The organism is Metapseudomonas otitidis, from assembly GCF_011397855.1.
Lineage (GTDB): Bacteria > Pseudomonadota > Gammaproteobacteria > Pseudomonadales > Pseudomonadaceae > Metapseudomonas > Metapseudomonas otitidis.
The window spans coordinates 4072691-4093035 of the sequence record NZ_AP022642.1 but is presented as its reverse complement, the minus strand read 5'-3'; the positions used below and the strand labels follow the sequence as shown (position 1 = coordinate 4093035).

Annotated in this window: 21 protein-coding genes; 11 read left to right on the top strand and 10 right to left on the bottom strand. The window is 69.1% G+C overall.

Annotated elements, in window-relative coordinates:
* The first annotated feature begins 7 nt into the window (after positions 1 to 7).
* The 6 genes from PotMrB4_RS18790 to map all read left to right on the top strand — a co-directional run bounded on the left by PotMrB4_RS18790 (position 8) and on the right by map (position 5797).
* Positions 8 to 775, top strand: coding sequence for an SDR family oxidoreductase (locus PotMrB4_RS18790; protein ID WP_044408455.1), 768 nt, complete (start codon positions 8 to 10; stop codon positions 773 to 775).
* 153 nt (positions 776 to 928) lie between these two features.
* Positions 929 to 1948, top strand: a complete 1020-nt coding sequence (locus PotMrB4_RS18785) for an AraC family transcriptional regulator (protein ID WP_044408452.1) — start codon at positions 929 to 931, stop codon at positions 1946 to 1948.
* A 476-nt stretch (positions 1949 to 2424) separates the two neighbouring features.
* A complete protein-coding gene (locus PotMrB4_RS18780; RefSeq protein ID WP_069566285.1) occupies positions 2425 to 3465 on the top strand; it encodes a histone deacetylase family protein in 1041 nt (346 codons plus the stop codon).
* Entirely contained in the window at positions 3462 to 4550 is a 1089-nt protein-coding gene (locus PotMrB4_RS18775) for an extracellular solute-binding protein (protein WP_044408445.1), read from the top strand. The genes PotMrB4_RS18780 and PotMrB4_RS18775 overlap by 4 nt, the downstream gene beginning before the upstream one ends.
* Positions 4551 to 4778: 228 nt before the next feature.
* Entirely contained in the window at positions 4779 to 4997 is a 219-nt protein-coding gene (locus tag PotMrB4_RS18770) for a ParD-like family protein (protein WP_107329892.1), read from the top strand.
* The gene (gene map / locus PotMrB4_RS18765; protein ID WP_172434191.1) at positions 4994 to 5797 is read left to right on the top strand and encodes a type I methionyl aminopeptidase; all 804 of its coding nucleotides are present in this window, start codon (positions 4994 to 4996) and stop codon (positions 5795 to 5797) included. The genes PotMrB4_RS18770 and map overlap by 4 nt, the downstream gene beginning before the upstream one ends.
* 47 nt (positions 5798 to 5844) lie before the next feature.
* On the opposite strand, the gene PotMrB4_RS18760 is transcribed toward map, so the two are convergent.
* Complete coding sequence (locus tag PotMrB4_RS18760; RefSeq protein WP_172434190.1) at positions 5845 to 7014, bottom strand: YbfB/YjiJ family MFS transporter; 1170 nt, start codon at positions 7012 to 7014, stop codon at positions 5845 to 5847.
* Between the two features lie 105 nt (positions 7015 to 7119).
* Here PotMrB4_RS18760 and ptrR point away from each other — a divergent pair, with 105 nt between their 5' ends.
* Positions 7120 to 7992 (top strand): putrescine utilization regulator PtrR, encoded by an 873-nt coding sequence (gene ptrR / locus PotMrB4_RS18755; RefSeq protein WP_160479221.1) that lies wholly within the window; start codon positions 7120 to 7122, stop codon positions 7990 to 7992.
* Between the two features lie 40 nt (positions 7993 to 8032).
* On the opposite strand, the gene PotMrB4_RS18750 is transcribed toward ptrR, so the two are convergent.
* Complete coding sequence (locus PotMrB4_RS18750; protein ID WP_172434189.1) at positions 8033 to 8989, bottom strand: GlxA family transcriptional regulator; 957 nt, start codon at positions 8987 to 8989, stop codon at positions 8033 to 8035.
* Positions 8990 to 9110: 121 nt separating this feature from the next.
* Between PotMrB4_RS18750 and PotMrB4_RS18745 the strand changes: the two genes are divergently transcribed.
* Positions 9111 to 9743 (top strand): cysteine hydrolase family protein, encoded by a 633-nt coding sequence (locus PotMrB4_RS18745; RefSeq protein ID WP_232060868.1) that lies wholly within the window; start codon positions 9111 to 9113, stop codon positions 9741 to 9743.
* Positions 9744 to 10306: 563 nt separating this feature from the next.
* Complete coding sequence (locus PotMrB4_RS18740; RefSeq protein ID WP_172434188.1) at positions 10307 to 10447, top strand: PA1414 family protein; 141 nt, start codon at positions 10307 to 10309, stop codon at positions 10445 to 10447.
* A 29-nt stretch (positions 10448 to 10476) separates the two neighbouring features.
* On the opposite strand, the gene PotMrB4_RS18735 is transcribed toward PotMrB4_RS18740, so the two are convergent.
* Entirely contained in the window at positions 10477 to 10731 is a 255-nt protein-coding gene (locus PotMrB4_RS18735; protein ID WP_172434187.1) for a hypothetical protein, read from the bottom strand.
* On the opposite strand from PotMrB4_RS18735, the gene sfnG reads away from it, so the two are divergent.
* Both sfnG and PotMrB4_RS18725 read left to right on the top strand, forming a co-directional pair.
* On the top strand, positions 10730 to 11833 hold the full coding sequence (sfnG, locus tag PotMrB4_RS18730) for a dimethylsulfone monooxygenase SfnG (RefSeq protein ID WP_074968362.1): 1104 nt from the start codon (positions 10730 to 10732) through the stop codon (positions 11831 to 11833). The genes PotMrB4_RS18735 and sfnG overlap by 2 nt on opposite strands.
* Positions 11834 to 11936: 103 nt before the next feature.
* The gene (locus tag PotMrB4_RS18725) at positions 11937 to 12467 is read left to right on the top strand and encodes a chalcone isomerase family protein (protein ID WP_232060737.1); all 531 of its coding nucleotides are present in this window, start codon (positions 11937 to 11939) and stop codon (positions 12465 to 12467) included.
* Positions 12468 to 12497: 30 nt separating this feature from the next.
* On the opposite strand, the gene PotMrB4_RS18720 is transcribed toward PotMrB4_RS18725, so the two are convergent.
* The 7 genes from PotMrB4_RS18720 to PotMrB4_RS18690 form a co-directional block, all read right to left on the bottom strand.
* Entirely contained in the window at positions 12498 to 13343 is an 846-nt protein-coding gene (locus tag PotMrB4_RS18720; protein ID WP_172434186.1) for an amidohydrolase family protein, read from the bottom strand.
* Positions 13340 to 14470: an FMNH2-dependent alkanesulfonate monooxygenase gene (gene ssuD / locus PotMrB4_RS18715; RefSeq protein WP_172434185.1), complete on the bottom strand. Its 1131-nt coding sequence runs from the start codon at positions 14468 to 14470 to the stop codon at positions 13340 to 13342. The genes PotMrB4_RS18720 and ssuD overlap by 4 nt, the downstream gene beginning before the upstream one ends.
* A gap of 74 nt (positions 14471 to 14544) precedes the next feature.
* Positions 14545 to 15645, bottom strand: a complete 1101-nt coding sequence (locus tag PotMrB4_RS18710; RefSeq protein WP_074968354.1) for a sigma-54 interaction domain-containing protein — start codon at positions 15643 to 15645, stop codon at positions 14545 to 14547.
* A gap of 9 nt (positions 15646 to 15654) precedes the next feature.
* The gene (locus PotMrB4_RS18705) at positions 15655 to 16842 is read right to left on the bottom strand and encodes an acyl-CoA dehydrogenase family protein (protein ID WP_172434184.1); all 1188 of its coding nucleotides are present in this window, start codon (positions 16840 to 16842) and stop codon (positions 15655 to 15657) included.
* A 17-nt stretch (positions 16843 to 16859) separates the two neighbouring features.
* On the bottom strand, positions 16860 to 17432 hold the full coding sequence (gene msuE / locus PotMrB4_RS18700) for an FMN reductase (protein WP_142007915.1): 573 nt from the start codon (positions 17430 to 17432) through the stop codon (positions 16860 to 16862).
* A 327-nt stretch (positions 17433 to 17759) separates the two neighbouring features.
* Positions 17760 to 18485, bottom strand: a complete 726-nt coding sequence (locus PotMrB4_RS18695) for an MBL fold metallo-hydrolase (RefSeq protein WP_044408401.1) — start codon at positions 18483 to 18485, stop codon at positions 17760 to 17762.
* 179 nt (positions 18486 to 18664) lie between these two features.
* Positions 18665 to 20266: a 5-guanidino-2-oxopentanoate decarboxylase gene (locus PotMrB4_RS18690; RefSeq protein WP_172434183.1), complete on the bottom strand. Its 1602-nt coding sequence runs from the start codon at positions 20264 to 20266 to the stop codon at positions 18665 to 18667.
* Positions 20267 to 20345 lie beyond the last annotated feature (79 nt).

Sequence of the window (20345 nt, the reverse complement as noted above, 5' to 3'; positions counted from 1 at the left end):
GAACCCCATGTCCAAGACCCAACTGTTCGACCTCGACGGCAAGATCGCCTTCGTTTCCGGCGCCAGCCGCGGCATCGGCGAAGCCATCGCCAAGCTGCTGGCCCAGCAGGGCGCCCATGTGATCGTCTCCAGCCGCAAGATCGACGGCTGCCAGGCCGTGGCCGATGCCATCGTCGCCGAAGGTGGCAAGGCCACCGCCATCGCCTGCCACATCGGCGAAATGGAGCAGATCCAGAACGTCTTCGCGCAGATCCGCGAGCAGTTCGGTCGCCTGGACATCCTCGTCAACAACGCCGCCACCAACCCGCAGTTCTGCAACGTCCTGGACACCGACCTGTCGGCCTTCCAGAAGACCGTCGACGTCAACATCCGCGGCTACTACTTCATGTCCATCGAAGGCGGCAAGCTGATGAAGCAGAACGGCGGCGGCAGCATCATCAACGTCGCCTCCATCAACGGCGTATCCCCCGGCGAATTCCAGGGCATCTACTCCGTCACCAAGGCCGCCGTCATCAGCATGACCAAGGTGTTCGCCAAGGAATGCGCCCAGTACGGCATCCGCTGCAACGCCCTGCTGCCGGGCCTGACCGACACCAAGTTCGCCTCGGCGCTGACCAAGAACGACGCCATCCTCAACGTCGCCCTGCAGCGCATCCCGCTCAAGCGCGTGGCCGACCCGAGCGAAATGGCCGGCGCCGTGCTCTACCTCGCCAGCGCAGCCTCCAGCTACACCACCGGCGTGGCCCTGAACGTGGACGGTGGCTTCCTCTCCTGATCCCCGCCCGGTCCGCCAGAAGAGGGAGCCGCCAGGCTCCCTTTTTCGTGGCGGGCCCTTTGACTTGCCCGGCGAAAACGCATACAGAACAGCGCCAGCCCATCTGGAATGCCTGCATGCCGTACGCCCACCTGCCCCGCGAAACCTGATGCCATGGCCGAGACCCTCTTCTCCCGCGCCAGCTGGCTCAACTCCCTGCACATGTCCACCCTCACCGTCGCCTGCATGGCCGAGCGCGGCGTGGCGGCCGATGCCGTGCTGGAGGGCAGCGGCATCACTGTCGACGACCTGCGCGACCTGCGTCGGCTGATCAACCCCGGGCAGGAGCAGCAGGTGTTCGCCAACGCCGTGCGCCTGGCCGGCTCGCCCGCCCTCGGACTGGAGCTGGGGCAGCGCACCCGCATCTCCGCCTATGGCCTGCTGGGCTATGCACTGCTCTCCGCCCCGACCCTCGGCGACGCCCTGCGCATCGGTCTCGGCTACCCCGTGCTGCTCGGCACCTACTTCCACCTGCGCCTGGAGCGCGAAGGCGAGCTGGCCTGGCTGCTGGCCAGCGGCTACGGCGAGGACGAAGCCCTGCGCCCGTTCAACACCGAGCTGTGCCTGGGCTCGTTGCGGGTCATCTGCGCCGACCTGCTCGGTCAGCCGCTGCCCGTGTCCGCCCTGGAGCTGGACTACCCCGAACCGGCTGGAGCCGCGCCCTATTACCGCCGCGTATTCGAGCGCGCCCCGCGCTTCGCCCGTGGTCGCAGCGGGTTCGGCTTCCCCGCCGCCTGGCTCGACCGGCCGCTGCCCCTGGCCGACCCGGTCACCCACAGCGAAATGCTCGAACAGTGCCGCCGGCAGAACGCTGAATTCGCCGCCCGCCGCGCCTGGCTGGAGCGGGTGCGCGACCTCCTGGCCCAGCGCCTCGCCACCCCGCCCGGGCTCGACGAACTCGCCCGCGCCATGAACACCTCCACCCGCAGCCTGCGCCGCCACCTCGCCCAGCAGCAGACCAGCTACCAGCAACTGCTCGACGAATTGCGCTTCGAACGGGCCAAGGCGTTGTTGCGCGAAGGCGACCTGCCCATCTACCGCATCGCCGAAATCCTCGGCTTCAGCGAAACCGCCAGCCTCCGCCACGCCTTCCAGCGCTGGAGCGGCCAGCCACCCAGCCACTTCCGAGGCTGACGACTCACGACCCGGCCGGCGATGGGGCTACGACGGCAACCGTAGGATGGGCTGAGCTGTGCGAAGCCCATCGTTGGCCGAGCGACGCGGGTTCGATGCGGTTCGCCGAGCTCACCGCATCCTACGGACGGTGCTCAGGGGGGGCTGTGGTGATGGCGGTCTACATCCTCCCAGCCCCGAGACGGGTATTACGGCGGCAACCGTAGGATGGGCTGAGCTGTGCGAAGCCCATCGCTGTCCGGGCGACGTGGGTTCGATGCGGTTCGCCGAGCTCACCGCATCCTACGAGCGGTACCGGGGGGCGTAGGGTGGATCGCGCCTCATCGATCCACGCGGTGACGATATATCCGACCTGACGTGGCCAGCCATGTTGGCCATTTCGATCCCCTATTGGCCGTTACCCCCACTGCTCAAAGCGGGGGTGGCGGCCGAGAATCGGGCTCACCAACAACAAGAACCCTATGAGGTACGCCCCCATGCTGACCGTGTACAGCGACGATCATCGCCTCCACTTCGGCCAGTCCGAACTGGTCGACGGCAAGCTCCAGCCCTGTTTCGAAATGCCCAGCCGCGCCGACACCGTGCTCGCCCGCGTGCGCCAGCAGGCGCTGGGCGAGGTGATCGAGCCGCGCGACTTCGGTCTCGACCCCATCCTCCGTGTGCATGACGCCGGCTACGTGAAGTTTCTCCAGGGCGCCTGGGCCCGCTGGGAGGCCGAAGGCCACAGCGGCGACCTGGTCTCCACCACCTTCCCGGCCCGTCGCCTGCGTCGCGACGGCCCCATCCCCACCGCACTGATGGGCGAGCTGGGCCACTACAGCTTCGACACCGAAGCGCCCATCACCCCCGGCACTTGGCAGGCCGTGTACAGCTCCGCCCAGGTAGCGCTGACCGCCCAGGACCACATGCGCCAGGGCGCCCGCACCGCCTTCGCCCTGTGCCGTCCGCCGGGCCACCACGCCGGCAGCGACTTCATGGGGGGCTACTGCTTCTTCAACAACGCCGCCATCGTCACCCAGGCCTTCCTCGACCAGGGCGCCAAGCGGGTCGCCATCCTCGACGTGGACTACCACCACGGCAACGGCACCCAGGAGCTGTTCTACACCCGCAACGACGTGCTGTTCGCCTCCATCCACGGCGACCCGCTGGTGGAGTACCCCTACTTCCTCGGCCATGCCGACGAGCGCGGCGAGGGCGCGGGGGAGGGCTTCAACGTCAACTACCCGCTGCCCCATGGCACCGCCTGGGACGGGTGGTCCGCCGCGCTGGAGGATGCCTGCCAGCGCATCGCCGCCTACGCCCCGGACGCACTGGTGATCTCCCTCGGCGTGGACACCTACAAGGACGACCCCATCTCCCAGTTCAAGCTGGATTCGCCGGACTACCTGCGCATGGGCCAGCGCATCGCCGCCCTCGGCTTGCCCACGCTGTTCATCATGGAAGGCGGCTACGCCGTCGAGGCCATCGGCGTCAACGCGGTGAACGTGCTGCAGGGCTACGAAGGGGCTGCCCGATGAGCGCCCGCCTGCTGCTCGCCGGCGCCCTCCTGGGCGCCTCGCTGAATGCCGTGGCCGCCGAGCCTGTGGTGCGCATCTACAACTGGTTCGACTACATCGCCCCCGACACCCTGGAGAACTTCCACAAGGCCAGTGGCATCCAGCCCAAGTACGACGTCTACGACAGCAACGAGGTGCTGGAGGCCAAGCTGTTGTCCGGCCACTCCGGCTATGACCTGGTGGTGCCCAGCGACGGCTTCCTGCCCAACTACATGAAGGCCGGCGTGTTCCAGCCGCTGGACAAGAGCAAGCTGCCCAACTGGAAGAACCTCAACCCGGCGCTGCTCAAGGTGCTGGCCGCCAAGGACCCGGGCAACCAGTACGTGATGCCCTACATGTGGGGCACCAACGGCATCGCCTACAACGTCGACAAGGTGAAGGCGGTGCTCGGCGACAACGCCCCGGTGGACTCCTGGGACCTGATCTTCAACCCCGACAACCTGGCCAAGCTCAAGCAGTGCGGTGTGGCCTTCCTCGACTCGCCCACCGAGGTGATTCCCGAGGTGCTGCACTACCTCGGCCTGCCGCCCAACAGCCGCAACCCGGAGGACTACAAGAAGGCCGAAGCGCTGCTGGAGAAGCTGCGCCCGAGCGTGCGCTACTTCAGCTCCTCCAAGTTCGTCAGCGACCTGGCCAACGGCGAGGTGTGCGTGGCCCTGGCCTGGTCCGGTGGCGCCATGCAGGCCGCCGCCCGCGCCCGCGAGGCCGGCAACGGGGTGAAGGTGGAGTACCGCATTCCCAAGGAGGGCACCGCCGCCTGGTTCGACGTGCTGGCCATCCCCAAGGACGCGCAGAACGTCGAGCAGGCCCACGCCTTCCTCAACTACCTGCTGCAGCCGGAGGTGGTGGCGCCGATCTCCGATCACGTGGCCTACGCCAACCCCAACCAGGCCGCCGACGCGCTCACATCGGCCGAGCTGCGGGACAACCCCAACGTGTACCCGCCGGCCGAGGTGCAGGCCAAGCTGTTCTCCGTGGAAATGCTGCCGCCGAAGATGGAGCGCATCCGCACGCGGACCTGGACCAAGATCAAGACCGGGACCTGAGCAGGGCAGTGCTGTGCAAAAGGGCCGCCATGCGGCCCTTTTCATTCGGTGAGTGGTTGATTCGCGGGTTCAGCCGAGGCCGCCTGGTTCGCCTGGCCTGGCGAGTTTCGGAACCAGAAGGCGGTGGGTCTGGCTGCGCCAGACTGCCCTCGCTTCATCGTTGCATGTACCCCATGAGCCAATCCAAAGTGCTATGTTATGTAGCATTTCGCATATGGAGTGTTTGCCATGGGCATCGTCAAGATCTCGGATTCCCTGCACGAGGAGGCCCGCGTCGCCTGCCGGGCCATGTCCCGTTCCATCAACGCCCAGGCCGAGCACTGGATGCGCATCGGCATGCTCGCCGAGGCGCATCCCGAGTTGACCTACGCCGACATCATCCGCCGGCTGATGAGCGAGGCCCGCGAGCTGGAAAGCGCCGGTGCAGCGGAAGAGGCGGTGCAATGAGCAAGGTGACGATCAAGACCGCCGACGAGATCGCGCGCATGGCCGTGGCCGGGCGGCTCGCCGCGCGGGTGCTGGAGGCGCTGGAGGCGTTCATCGTGCCCGGCATCACCACGATGGACATCGACGCCTTCTGCGAGCGCTACATCGTCGAGACCCTCGACGCCATCCCCGGCAGCAAGGGCCAGTACGGCTACCCGTACACGGTCAACACCTCGGTGAACCACGTGGTCTGCCACGGCTGGCCGTCGGCCAGCGAGGTGCTGAAGGAGGGCGACATCGTCAACGTGGACGTCACCGTCATCAAGAACGGCTACTACGGCGACACCAGCCGGATGTACGCCGTCGGCCGCATCAGCGAGGACGCCAAGCGGCTGGTGCGGGTGACCCGCGAGTGCCTGTACGACGCCATCCGCGTGGTGCGCCCGGGCGCGACCCTGGGGGACGTCGGCCATGCCATCCAGACCCACGCCGAGCGCATGGGCTACTCGGTGGTGCTGGAGTTCTGCGGCCATGGTATTGGCCGGCAGATGCACGAAAGCCCGCAGGTGCTGCATGTCGGCCGGCCCGGCCAGGGGCTGCGCCTGGAACCGGGCATGACCTTCACCATCGAACCGATGATCAACCAGGGCCGCCGCCAGGTGCGCACCCTGGCCGACGGCTGGACGGTGATCACCCGCGACGGCAGCCTCTCCGCCCAGTTCGAGCACACCGTGCTGGTCACCGAGACCGGCTTCCGCGTGCTGACCCTGCGTGAGGAGGAGCGCGAGGCCTTCCCGGCTGATCCTGAACTCCCCGCGTAGCCCGTGCTCCAGCCCGGGACCGTCAGGCGGCACCCGGGCCCTGCGGCTCAACCCCGGCACGTTGCAACGCTGTTCACCTTCACGGCTTCCCGCGCCTTCAGCATCAACCCGCCCGCCAGCAGCAGGGCGCCGGCGGCCAGCAGCAGGGCCGGGCGCAGGCCGCCGCTGAAGTGGCTGCTCAGGGCCGCCAGCAGCGGGCCACTGAGCTGGCCGAGGGCGAAGCCGGCAGTCAGCAGGCCGACGTTGCGGGCGTGGCCCTGGGGGTCGATTTCCCGCGCCCGCTGCATCACCAGCAACATGCTGGCGAGGAAAGGTGCACCGCACAGCACCACGCCCAGGGCCAGCCCGGTCATGCCCGGGAACAGGCAGGCCAGCACGCCAAGCGCTTGCAGCCACAGCGCCCCCACCAGCCAGCGGCCGGTACTGCCCATGCCGGGGCGGCGCAGGCTCACCAGCAGCACCCCCAGGGTCGCCACCAGGCCGAAGGCCGGCCAGAACAGGTCTGCCTGCCAGTGCCCGTGGAACTGGCTGGCGGCCATCTGCGAAAGGAAGGTGGCCGGCAGGATGTAGCCCATCCCCACCAGGCTGTAGGCCACCAGCAGCGGGTAGAAGGCCGCCGGACGCGGCCCGGCCTGCATCGCGCCAGTTGTCGAAGCGGCACGCGGACGCGGCAGCAACGGGTGGGCGATGGCCGCCAGCACCAGCGCCACGCTGCCGAAGGCCTGCCAGGCCTGGGCCGAACCCGCTCCTTGCAGGTTCAGGCCGAGGGCGATGAGGCCGGTGAGGATCACCCCCAGGCTGGGCCCGGTGAAGATCAGCCCGCCCAGGCGCGGCCGGCCGGCGTCTGCCGCCACCTGGGCGGCCAGGCCGGTCACCACCACCAGCACCCAGGCGCTGGTGACGCCGGCGGCGAAGCGCAACAGGGCATGGGCCCAGAAGCCTTCGGCCCAGGCCGAGGCCAGGGTGATCGCCACGCCCACCCAGAGCCCGCCGAACAGGCGTCGGCGGGCACGCTGGGCGGTGGTGGCGCGCAGGGCGTCCAGCGCACCCACCAGGTAGCCGAGGTAGTTGGCGGCGGCTACCAGGCCGGCGGCGGTGAGGTCCACCTGGCCTTCGGCGATCAGGTGCGGCAGCTGCGGGGTCAGGGCGAAGCGGCCGATCCCCATGGCGGCGATGAGGGCCAGGAGGCTGGCGAGGATGCGGATCGAGGGGGCCATGGCAGGGCTCCATGCAGGACATCGGAAGACCATGCTAGGGCGTTGCAGTGTTCATAAAAAACGAATAATAAAGAACAACTCATTCAGCAAAAGAGAATGCATGCCATGGAATTCAGCCAGTTGCGCATCTTCCAGGCGGTGGCCGAATCCGGCTCCATCGCCCGCGCGGCGGAGCGCCTCAACCGGGTGCCGTCGAACCTCTCCACGCGGCTGCGGCAACTGGAAGAGCAGTTGGGCGTGGACCTGTTCCTGCGGGAGCGCCAGCGCCTGCAGCTGTCGGCCTCGGGCAAGGTGCTGCTGGGCTATGCCGAGCGGCTGTTCGCCCTGCAGGCCGAGGCGGAGGCGGCGATCAAGGTCGGCGAGCCGGCGGGGGACTTCCTCATCGGCTCGATGTACAGCACGGCGGCCATCCACCTGCCGCCGATGCTGGCGCGCTACCACCGGGCCTGGCCGGCAGTGAACCTGCAGGTGCAGACGCAGCCCAGCGGCGAACTGGTGGAGGGGCTGGTGGCCGGGCGACTGGACGCGGCGCTGGTGGACGGCCCGTTGGAATACGCCGACCTGGACGGCATCCCGCTGTTCGACGAGGCGCTGGTGCTGATCACCGCCCTCGGCCATGGGCCGGTGACCAGCGCGGCGGACGTGGCGGGGGCGGCGGTCTACACCTTTCGCTCGCGCTGTTCCTACCGCAAGCGTCTGGAGCGCTGGTTCGCCGAGTCGCGGGTGGCCATGGGCCGGGTGATGGAGATCGAGTCCTACCACAGCATGCTGGCCTGTGTGGTGGCCGGTGGCGGAGTGGCGCTGATGCCGCGCTCCATGCTGCAGAGCATGCCGGGGCGCGAGGCGGTGACGATTCACCCGCTGGCCGAACCCTTCGCTACCGCCACCACCTGGCTGATGTGGCGCAAGGGCATGCTGGGGGCGAACCTGAAGGCCTGGATCGAGCTGATGGACCTGCAGCCCAAACCCCAGGCGTGACCGTAGCCCGGGCTTCAGCCCGGGGATGCCGGCCGCGCTGCTACGAAGCGCTCCCCTGGAAGCTCTGTCGCCAGGCCGACGGCGAGACGCCGAAGTGACGACCGAAGTGGTGCCGCAGGGAGGCGGGCGAGCCGAAGCCGGTGAGGGTGGCGATCTGCTCCACGCTCTGGTCGGTGTTCTCCAGCAGGCGCTGGGTCAGGGCCAGGCGCTCGGCCAGCAGCCAGTCACCCAGGGTGGTGCCGGTGAGCTGGCGGAAGTGCCGGGTGAAGCTGCGCCGGCTCATCAGCGCGCGCTCGGCCAGGCTGTCCAGGCTGTGGGGTTCGCGCAGGTTGGCGCGCACCCAGTCGAGCAGCCCGGCGAGGCGGTCATCGCGGGCGCTGGCGGGCAGCGGCTGTTCGATGAACTGCGCCTGGCCACCCTGGCGGTGGGGCGCCACCACCAGCAACCGGGCCACGCGGTTGGCCCGTTCGGCGCCGCAGTGCTGGCGCAGCAGGTGCAGGCAGCAGTCGAGCCCGGCGGCGGTGCCGGCGGAGGTGAGCAGGTTGCCGGCTTCCAGGTAGAGCACGTCCGGGTCCACGTTGACGGCCGGGTAGCGGGCGCTGAAGTCCCGCGCCCAGGCCCAGTGGGTGGTGGCGCGCTGGCCGTTGAGCAGCCCGGTTTCGGCCAGCACGTAAGCCCCCAGGCACAGCCCCACCAGGCGGGCGCCGCGCTGGTGGGCGGCGAGCAGCGCATCCAGCAGGGGCTGCGGCGGGCGTTCGTCGGGGTCGCGCCAACTGGGCACGATCACCGTGTGGGCATCCTCCAGGGCTTCCAGGCCGTGGCTGACGCTGATCTGGAAACCGGCGCTGGTGCGCAGCGGGCCGTCTTCCGCCGCGCAGACGCGCAGCTCGAAGGGCGGCGCATCGGGCTGCATCTCGCCGAATACCAGGCAGGGCACGGACAGGTGGAAGGGGCTGATGTGGTCGAAGGCGACCACGGCGATCACGGGGGCTGGCATGGAGGGGCTCCGGTTGGCTTGGCCCGATCTTAGCGGAACTTGGCAACTGGGCCACTCGTGCGTCGCAGGGGGCTGGCCAACAATCCTCGCCACCTTCACTGCCTGAGCTTGCGAGGAAACCCTGATGTCCCAGTCCCCGAAACGCGCCCTGATCGTCATCGACGTGCAGAACGAGTACTTCAACGGCAGCCTGCTGATCGAGTACCCGCCGGTGAGCCAGTCGCTGCCCAACATCACCCGCGCCATGGATGCGGCCCACGCCGCCGGCATCCCGGTGGTGGTGGTGCGGCACCTGACCCCGGAGGGCACGCCGATCTTCGCCCGTGGCAGCGCCACCGCCGAACTGCACCCGGAGATCGCCCGTCGCCCCCATGACCTGCTGGTGGACAAGGAAGAGGCCAGCGCCCTGTACGGCACCGGCCTGGGTGACTGGCTGCGTGCCCGTGGCGTGGACACCCTCACGGTGGTCGGCTACATGACCCACCACTGCGACGACTCCACGGTGCGCCAGGCTGCCCACGAGGGCTGGACGGTGGAGCTGCTGAACGACGCCACCGGCTCGCTGCCCTACGCCAACGCCGCCGGTTCGGTCACCGCCGAGGAGATCCATCGGGTGGTCACCGTGGTGCTGCATGCCGGCTTCGGCGCCGTGGCCAGCACCCAGGACTGGCTGGCGGCGGTGGAGGCGGGCCGGGCGCTGGAGCCGGACAACATCCTGGCGTCCAACCAGCGCGCGGTGGCGGCGCGCGGCTGACCCTGCGGTGGCGACCGTCCGTCAGGTCGGTGGCCGTCCCGCGTCGGTGAAAAATGCTTGAACCCTTGCCCGTGGTGCCGGTCGATCCTGTGTTGCTCCCTGACCTCGAAGGACCGGCCGTGGGCGAGCCCAACCCCCTCAAGGGCACCCCAAAAAACTACCTGCGTTGTCATCGCTGCGTTAAAAACAGGCTAAAAATGCTCATTTACTGCACGTAAACTGCGCTTTTTCGCCTGTTTTTGCCTTGCGCTGACGGCCTCGCCTACGTTTTTAGAGGCGCCCTCATGTGCTGTTCAGCGCGGTGGCCGTGCTGTTCCTGGCCATCATCATGGCCGGCTATGCGCGCGGCGAACCGTTCCCTGGCCCGTTTCCCGCCGCGTGCTGTGGCGCCGAGGCGGTTCCGTCCGGCGGGCTCCGTTAGTCGGCTTCCTACGCTGGCCGCTCCTGGCGTCTGACCGGCTCCTGTAAATTTTGATTCAGCGCAGTTCGCCCTTTCCGGGGCAGGTCTACGCTGTAATTGGCAGCGGAATCCTTCCGCCGCCTGTCCTGATGAGGAGGGGACCATGAAAGCTTGGCTGAGCCGTTTCGCCTGGCAGTTGTCCGTGACCCTTGGGCTGATCGAGCGCCCGCGCCTGCAACCCATCCCTGTCCGCAGTGACGAGCAGCGTCGCCTGGCCGAGGCCCGGCGCCAGCACCGTCCGTGAACCTGGCGCGGGGCGTTCTGCCCGCGCCGTCATGACATGACCCAGCCACCCCCGGTGCCCTCGCGCCGGGCGGCTGCCTGCGCGTGGCTGACGGCCGAAAGGCTGTTGGCCGGGCAACAGTGCATCAGCAGGTTGTCCTCGTCCGGGCAGCCGCCCGCTGTCTGCTGATTGATATAACTCATTGTTCGTAAAGGCTTTTTTATCCTGGCATGGTTGCTGCTGAAGACCCTGTGCAACTGGCCGCCGGTGCGGCCATCCGTCCGTTCGCACAGGAGAGAAGCCATGAGCCAGCAACCGATCAAGTTCGCCTACTGGGTCCCCAACGTCAGCGGCGGCCTCGTCGTCAGCACCATCGAGCAGCGCACCCGCTGGGACATCGACTACAACCGCACCCTGGCCCGCACGGCCGAGGCGGCCGGCTTCGAGTACGCGCTGTCGCAGATCCGCTTCACCGCCGGCTACGGCGCCGAGTACCAGCATGAGTCGGTGGCCATCAGCCATGCACTGCTGGCGGCGACCGACAAGCTCAAGGTGATCGCGGCCATCCTGCCAGGGCCCTGGAACCCGACCCTGGCGGCCAAGCAACTGGCGACCATCGACCAGCTCACCGGCGGGCGCATCGCCATCAACGTGGTGTCCGGCTGGTTCCGGGGCGAATTCCACGCCATCGGCGAGCCCTGGCTGGACCACGACGAACGCTACCGCCGCTCCGAGGAGTTCATCCGCGCGCTGAAGGGCATCTGGACCGAGGACAGCTTCACCTTCAACGGCGATTTCTACCGCTTCCGCGACTACAGCCTGAAGCCCAAGCCGCTGCAGCAACCGCACCCGGAAATCTTCCAGGGCGGCAGTTCGCGAGCCGCGCGGGACATGGCGGCCCGGGTGTCGGACTGGTACTTCACCAACGGCAACACGGTGGAGGGGATCAAGGCCCAGGTGGACGACATCCGCGCCAAGGCCGCCGCCAACGGGCACAGCGTGAAGATCGGGGTGAACGCCTTCATCATCGCCCGCGACACCGAGGAGGAGGCCCGCGCGGTGCTGCAGGAGATCATCGACAAGGCCAACCCCGAGGCGGTCAACGCCTTCGGTGCCGAGGTGAAGCACGCCGGCGCGGCCAGCCCGGAGCGCGAAGGCAACTGGGCCAAGTCCACCTTCGAGGACCTGGTGCAGTACAACGACGGCTTCAAGACCAACCTGATCGGGACGCCCCGGCAGATCGCCGAGCGCATCCTCGCCCTCAAGGCCGTGGGGGTGGACCTGATCCTCTCCGGCTTCCTGCACTTCCAGGAGGAGGTGGAGTACTTCGGCCAGCACGTGCTGCCACTGGTTCGCGAGCTGGAGGCCGAGGCCGCCGCCGAGCGCGAGTCCAGGGCCGTGGCCTGATCACAGGGCGGCGGCGCCGGGAGGCGCTGCCGCGTTGATCGGTTGTTCTTGTACAAATAGTCAGTTTGTACAATATTGGCCGTCACCTAACCGGAGTGACGCCATGCATCCTTTCTTTCGCCGGGCCATGCTGGCCTGCTGCCTGTTGACTGCTACCGGCCTGGCCCAGGCCGACTGGCGCCAAGCCCTGCCCGAGGCGCGCCTGGTGGGCAGTGCGGACTACAGCTTCTTCGGCTTCCGCCTCTACAGCGCCCGCCTGTGGTCGCCAACGGCGCCGCTGGCGGCGGACGCGCCGTTCGCCCTGGAGCTCACCTACCACCGCACTATCGAGCGCGATGACCTGGTGGCCGCCAGCCTCAAGGAAATCCGCCGGACGGCGGGGGATCGGGTCAGCGAGGCACAGTTGCAGGCCTGGGCCGAGCAGATGCGCCAGGCCTTCGTCGACGTGCAGCCGGGGCAGCGCATCACCGGGGTATTCCTGCCGGGGCAGGGCGCGCGCTTCTACTTCGGCGACCGGCTCACCCACGCCGTCGACGACCGCGCCTTCGCCCGGGCCTTCTTCGACATCTGGCTCTCGCCCCGCACCCGTGAGCCGGAGCGCCGCGAAGAACTGCTGGGGCTGGCCAGCAACTAGGTATGGGCCGCCAACGGCGGCCCGGGGTCATCAGAGCTTGAACAGGCGCGCGGCGTTGCCGTGGAAGAACTTCTCCAGCACCTCGTCCCGCAGGCCCAGGCGCTGGGCATCCTCGATGCTCTGGCGGATCGGCCGGAAGGTGTAGGAGGAGCCGAACAGCAGCTGGTCGGCGAGGAAGCCGTTGGCCGCCTGCACGTAGCCTTCACTGCCGGGCAGGAACAGGTACATGTCCGGCACCAGGTGGATGTTCGGGTAGCGGAAGGCCACGCCCAGGGCCTGCTGCACGTTGGGCCAGTAGCCGTGGTAGACCACGATGGGCAGCTGCGGGAAGGCCCGGGCCACGGCTGCCAGCCGTCCGGGGTCGTTGTAGGCCGGGTCCGGCGTGGTCGGCCCGCTCATCAGGAACAGCGGGATGCCGCGCGCCTGCAGGTGCTCGTAGAGCGGCCAGTACAGCGGATCGTCCGGGTGCCGGGCGGGGTCGCCGAACCCCGGCTCCAGGTCGATGCCGGCCAGGCCCAACTGGTCCACCGCGCGGTCCACCTCTGCCAGCGCCGCGTCGATGCCCTGCAGGGCCGGCTCCACCGAACCGATGCCGATCAGAGCCTCGTGCCCCTGGACGATGACCTGGATGCGTTCGTTGGGCAGATGCTGGGAGGGGGTATGCCGGCCCACCACCACGGCGCGGTACAACCCGGCGTCGCGCACCTCGGCGAGGAAGCCCTCGGGCGTGAGCGAGCGCTCGAAGTGGTTGTCCGCACCCCGCGTGCCCACGCGGCGGTTCAGCCAGCGGGCCGTGTCATGTTCCGGCGTGCCCGGCGCCCCGCCGAAGAAGGGGTGCAGGTAGGCCGGGCGGCAGCGCATGTCGATGATCTTCACGCGACGTTCTCCTTGCCGGCGCGAATGTCGAAGGCGCCGCCGGTGAAGGCACCGTCCACCGTGACCTTGCCCTTGCCGGGCAGCAGCGGGAACACCAGCTCGGCGAAGCGGTAGGCCTCTTCCAGGTGCGGGTAGCCGGACAGCACGAAGCTGTCCACGCCCAGCTGCGCATACTCCAGCAGGTGCGCGGCCACCGTCTCGGGGTCGCCCACCAGGGCGGTGCCGGCGCCGCCGCGCACCAGGCCGACGCCGGCCCAGAGGTTGGGCGCCACTTCCAGCTTGTTGCGGTCGCCGCCGTGCAGCGCGGCCATGCGTCGCTGGCCTTCGGAGTCCATCCGCGCGTAGTTGGCCTGGGCGGCCGCGATGGTGGCGTCGTCCAGGTGGCTGATCAGCTCGTCGGCGGCAGCCCAGGCGGCGGCGTTGGTCTCCCGCACGATCACGTGCAGGCGCACGCCGAAGCGTACGCTGCGGCCATGACGAGCGGCGCGGGCGCGCACGTCGGCGATCTTCTCGGCGACGGCCGCCGGCGGCTCGCCCCAGGTCAGGTAGGCGTCCACATGCTTGGCCGCCAGCTCGTGGGCGGCGGGGGAGGAGCCACCGAAGTACAGCGGCGGGTAGGGCTGCTGCACCGGCGGGAAGAAGTTCTGGGCGCCCTTGACCTTGAGGTGCTGGCCGTCGAAGTCCACCGTTTCGCCCTGCAGCAGGCGTCGCCAGATGCTGAGGAACTCGTCGGAGGCGGCGTAGCGCTCGTCGTGGGCGAGGAACACGCCGTCGGCTTCCAGCTCGGTGGCGTCGCCGCCGGGCACCACGTTGAGCAGCAGGCGCCCGCCGCTGGCCTGGTCCAGGGTGGCGGCCTGGCGGGCCGAGGCGGTGGGGTTGCCGAGGGAGGTGCGCAAGGCCACCAGCAGCTTGATGCGCTGGGTCACCGGCACCAGGCTGGCGGCGGTCACCCAGGGGTCCAGGCAGCTGGCGCCGGTGGGGATCAGCAGGCCGTCGTAGCCCAGCTGGTCCGCCGCCACGGCGATCTGTCGCATGTAGGCATTGGTGGCCGGGCGGCCGCTGGCGGAGTGGCCCAGGTAGCGGGTGTCGCCGGAAGTCGGCAGGAACCAGAAGATATCCAGACTCATGGTGTTGTCCTCGTTGCCATCGTCGTTGCCCGTCAGGGCGTTGGGTGCACGCGTGGCGTCGTTGTCGTTGGAATTCAGATCGACAGGTTGATGACCCGTCCGCCCTGGGCGCTCTGGGCCGGTCGGCGCTTGTTCACCACCAGCTCGCCGATGCGGATGAGGTGCGCGCGGGTGATGTTGCGCGACAGCCCCAGCAGGCTGGCGGTGTGCACCTGGTTGTGGTGGCAGAAGCGGTAGGCGGCGCGCAGCAGGGCGTCTTCGACCTTCTCGTGGAGGGCGCCGCTCTGCTCCTCGAACAGGCGCTCGAAGGCCCGCAGCAGCAGGTCGTCGGCGCTTTCCTCGCGGGGCCGGCTGTCGTCCGGGCGCTCGATGCGCAGGTTGGACAGGTGCAGGTCCTCGGCACGGATCAGCCTGTCGCGGCAGATCAGCAGGGTGTGGTGGATGACGTTTTCCAGCTCGCGGATGTTGCCCGGCCAGTCGTAGCTGGCCAGCCGGCGGGCGGCGTCCTCGCTGAGGGTGACGTCGCTGTAGCCCAGGCGCCGGCTGTACTCGGCGACGAAGTGACGGGCCAGCGGCAGGATGTCGCCGGGCCGCTCGCGCAGCGGGTGCAGCTGCAGGCTGACCACGTTCAGCCGGTAGTAGAGGTCCTCGCGGAAGTGCCCGGCGTTGATGGCCTTCTCCAGGTGCACGTTGGTGGCCGCCAGCACCCGCACGTTGATGGGGATGCTCTTGCGTGAGCCGAGGCGGACCACTTCGCGCTCCTGCAGCACGCGCAGCAGCTTGACCTGGATGGGCATCGGCAGGTCGCCGATCTCGTCGAGGAACAGGGTGCCGCCGTTGGCCTCCTCGAACCACCCGGCCTTGGCGGCCAGGGCGCCGGTGAAGGCACCTTTCTCGTGGCCGAACAGCTCGGCCTCCACCAGGGATTCGGAGAAGGCGCCGCAGTTCACCGCGACGAAGGGGCCGTTGCGCCGGCCGCTGAGGTTGTGCACGTGGCGCGCGACCAGCTCCTTGCCCGTTCCGGTCTCGCCGATGATCAGCACGCTCGCCTCGCTGGGGGCGACCTGTTGCAGGTGGGCGAGCAGGGCCTGGGAGCGCGGGTCTTCGAAGACCTGTGCGGTCGCCCGGATCGAGGTGGCCAGTGTCGGGGACGGGGGGAGGGTCAGCAGGTGCATGGGCTTGCCTTACGAGTAGAAGGACGGAGTGGGGCGCGTGCCGTTGAGCGCCCAGTCGCCCAGCTCGTGGATGCGGTAGTCCACGGGGTCGTGCAGCGTCTGGGTGCGCAGGTTGCGCCAGTGCCGGTCGAAGCGCAGGGAGGCGTGGGTGGCCCGGGCGCCGGTGACTTCGAACAGGCGGTTGCAGATGTCGAGGCCGTTGCGGGTCGCCGCGACCTTGGCGGTGCCGATGGCCAGGGCCAGGCGCGCGCGCTCCTCGGCGTTCAGGGCGTGTTCCTTGGCCCAGGCTGCATCCAACTGCTCGGCGGCGCGCTCCACCAGCAGGCGGGTGCTCTCCAGGCCGACCCAGAATTCGCCGTAGTGGCGCAGGACGTACGGGTCCTCGCCGCTGTGGCGGGCGCTGGAGCGGAACCAGGGGCGGCTCTCGTGCAGGGTGTACTGGCGGGCCTCGTCGAAGGCGCCTTCGGCAATGCCGAGGAACAGGTTGGCGAAGTGCAGCTGGGCGATCAGCGGGCGCAGGCAGGCGAACGGCGTGCTCAGCGGGCCCGGGTCGAGCAGCAGTTCGTGCTGCTCCACGCGCACCCGCTCGAAGGTGGCGCTGCCGCTGTCGGTCTGGCGCTGGCCGATGTTGTCCCAGTCGCCGTGCAGGGTGATGCCGGTGCGCCCGCTGGGGATGGCGGCGATCAGCAGCTTGCCGCCGTTGCCTTCGTCGACGGCGGAGGCGATCAGCATCTCGGAGTCGCTGGCGCCGGAGCAGAAGCTCTTCTTGCCGGAGAATTCGCACCAGCCGTCGAAGCGCTTGACCAGGGTGCGGGTGTCCAGGGGGTTGAGGGCATTGCCCCAGAACCAGTTCTTGCGGGCGGTCTGTTCGAACCAGGGTTGCCATTGTTCGGGCCGCGAGAACAGCCGCACGGTGGCGAGCATCAGGTGCTGGAAGCCGAACACGTGGGCGATGGAACTGTCGACCCGGGCGAATTCGCGGGTGACGGCCAGGGTCTCGCTCCAGCTGGCGCCGAGGCCGCCGTACTGGCGGGGAATGGCGAGGCCCAGCAGGCCGCTGGCACGCAGCGCGTCGCGTTCGGCCTTGGGCGTGCCGCCTTGGGCGTCGCGCTCGACGGCGCTTTCGGCGAACTGCGCGGCGAGCTGGCGGGCGCTCAGCAGCGGGTCGAGGACGGTGGTTTGCGGATGGGCGCTCATGGTGTCGTCCCGCTGGCTCAGGCGATCTTGCGCAGCGGGCGGCTGCCGGCGGCGGTGCTGTGCAGCAGGTCGGCGGCACGTTCGGCGGCCAGCTCGATGCGGGCCTGCAGCGGGGCGCTGGTGATGCGGTAGTCCTGGAAGTCGGCCTCGCTGGCGTAGACGCCGATGGGCAGGGTCAGGGCCTGGAAGAAGCTGAACAGCGGGCGCAGCTGGTGATCCAGCACCAGGGCGTGGCGTTCGCTGCCGCCGGTGGCGGCCAGCAGCACCGGGGTGTCGATCAGGGCGTTCAGGTCGATGAGGTCGAACAGGTGCTTGAACTGGCCGGGGTAGGAGCCGCGGTACACCGGTGCGGCCACTACCAGCAGGTCGGCCTGCTCGATGGCGCGCAGTTGCGCTTCCACGTCGTCCGGCAGTTCCTTGCGGGACAGGGCGCCGCCGACGGGGCGGGCGATGTCGCCCAGTTCGATGATGCGGGCGTTGAACTCCAGGCGTTCGCCCAGGGCGGCGACCAGGGCTTCGGTGAGCACCAGGGTGCGGGACGGGCGGTAGGCTCCACCGGAGACGGCGACGACGTTGAGGGCAGTGCTCATGGTTGGTGTTCCTTTGGCGTGCTGTGGGAGCCAGGGGTTCAGCAAGTCCCGTTCCAGTTCGGTAAAGCTTTATTTATCAATGAGTTGGTAGGCCATGGCGCTGGGCGGTGCTGCTGCCAGGCCAGCGAACTGTTGATGCGCTGTTGCCTGGCGGGCAGTGGAGCGGCTGTTGCCCGGCGGACAGTGACGGCCTGCTGGAGCCGTTTTAGGCGCTGTGTCTTATTCTGTGAAGGAATTTGAATAAATATTCTTATTCAAATAAGGGATAAGTCAGGCGTGGCGGGCCGCCGAGGGCGGGTCGGGCGCCAGGACGGCGCCCGGGCAGGATCAATCGTGTTGCGCGAACCAGTCGTCGATCAGCGTATTCAGGCGCTCGCCGGAGAAGCTGGGGAAGTGGCCACCGTGCACGGTACGCACCGGCAGCTCGCGCAGACGCGCCAGGCTGCGGGCGTAGTCGTCGAGGTTGGAGTGGTAGGCGTCCTCGATCAGCGGGCCGTCGTAGATGATGTCGCCGCTGAACAGGGTGCCGGTGCGGGCCTCCCAGAGGCTGATGCCGCCGGGGGAATGACCGGGGGTGTGCAGCACCTCCAGCACGCGGTCGCCCAGGTCGAGGACGTCGCCTTCCTCGATCAACCGGGTGGCCGGCGCCGCCTTGACCCGGTACTCGGCGTAGCACAGTGGGCAGTCGGGGTGGGCCTCGAACATGGCGTCGTCGACGAAGGCGCGGGCCAGGGTGTTGTCGCCGTCGGGGCGGGCGAGGATGTCGGCCTCGGCGGGGTGCACCAGGCGTTCGTCGAACTCGTGGTGGCCGGCGATGTGGTCGAAATGGGTGTGGCTGGCCACGGCCAGCAGCGGGCGCTGGGTGAGCCAGGGCAGCTGCTCGCGCAGGCTGACCAGGCCGGAGCCGGAGTCCACCAGCACGTCGCGGTCGCGCCCCTGGATGTGCCAGAGGTTGCAGCGGTAGAAGGGCCGCACGTAGGGCTCGCTGATGAGGCTGACGCCGTCGTAGAGGTGCTCCACCTCGAACCAGCGGTCTCGGCTGACGATTTTCATCGGAGGCTCCTTTGTTGTGGTTGTGGGCGCAGCATACCTGGCGGCGCCCCGCCGCACCTGCAGGGGCGACTTCAGATGCGTAGCCCGGGCTTCAGCCCGGGGGTTGCGGGTTGAAGCGTCCCGGACTGAAGTCCGGGCTACGGTCTGGCAGGGCGCTGGCCCGGGCTACGGGGTTGGGTTCACGGGGCGAAGGGCGGGGCTTCGGCCACTTCGATGATCAGCGGGCGGTCCCCCGGGGCGTTGCGCAGCAGCTCCTGCAGGTGGGCGTGGTCGCGGGCTTTCTCGGCCTGGCAGCCGAAGCCGCGGGCGATGGCGATGAAGTCCGGCGTGTGGATGTCCACGCCCAGCGGGGTGATGTCGCGGCGCTCCATGTAGCGCTTGATCTCGCCGTAGCCCTGGTTGTTCCACAGCAGGACGATGACCCCGACCCGCGCTTCGACGGCGCTGGCCAGTTCCGGCAGGGTGAACTGGATGCCGCCGTCGCCCATCAGGCTGATCACCGGGCGACCCGGTTCGGCCAGCTTGGCGCCGATGGCCGCCGGCAGGCCGTAGCCGAGGGTGCCGTAGCCGGTGGAGGCGTTGAACCAGCGGCGGGCGCCGTCCAGCTCCACCAGGTGGTTGCCGCTGTAGACGGTCTGGGTCGAGTCACCGACGAAGCGCGCGTTGGGCAGCACCTCGAGGATGCAGTCGAACAACCGACGGTAGTGCTCCCAGCCGGCGAAGCCTTCGGCCAGTTGTGCGCGGGCTTCGGCGGCGCGACGGGCGCCGGGGCTGTTGGCGTCGGCCTGGCGTGGCGGCAGCTCGGCCAGCAGCACGCGCATGGCCTGGCGGGCATCGCAGTGGATGGCCATGGCCGGGGCGTGGTTGCGCACCAGTTGCTGGGCGTCGATGTCGATGCGGATCAGCTCGCCGCCGATGCGGAAACCGCCGTCGAACACCACGTCGTAGTCGGTCTCGCCCAGCTCGGTGCCGATGGCCAGCACCAGGTCGGCGTCGGCGGCCAGCTGGCGCACCGGCACCAGGGACTGGTTGCTGCCCAGCAGCAGCGGGTGGTCGCCGGGGAGCAGGCCCTTGGCGTTGATGGTCTGCGCGGTGGGGGCGTCGAGGGCGGTGGCCAGGGCACGGGCCTCCACCTGGGCTTCGACGCAACCGCCGCCCAGCAGCAGGAGCGGGCGTTGGGCTGCGCGCAGGCGCTGGGCGGCCTCGCGCAGCTGCGCCAGGGGCGCGGCAGGACGCGGCAGGCGCACGCGGGGGCGCAGTTCCAGGTGGTCGGCGGGGGCGGTGATGATGTCCAGCGGCAGCTCGATGTGCACCGGGCGCGGACGCTGGCCGTCGAACACGGCGAAGGCGCGGGCCAGCACGGCGGGCAGTTCATCGACGCTCATGAGGGTGTGGCTGAAGGCGGCGACGCCGGCCACCAGGCCGCGCTGTTCCGGCAGTTCGTGCAGGTAGCCGTTGCCGAGGCCGAGGCGATGGCGCTCGTTGACGCTGGAGATCACCAGCATGGGGATGGAGTCGGCGTAGGCCTGGCCCATGGCGGTGAGGATGTTGGTCATGCCCGGGCCGGTGATGATGAAGCACACGCCGGGCTTGCCGGTGACGCGGGCATAGCCGTCGGCCATGAAGCCGGCGCCCTGTTCGTGGCGCGGGGTGACGTGGCGGATGCGACTGCCGGGCAGGCCACGGTAGAGCTCGACGGTGTGCACGCCGGGGATGCCGAACACGGTGTCGACGCCCCAGGCTTCCAGTTGCTTGACGAGGAATTCACCGCAGGTGGTCATGGCAGGTTCCTTGTTGGGCTGGGTGTAAAACGAGCCCGGCAGGGTTGCCTGCCGGGCTCAGAAGGGTCACGGGAGTGGG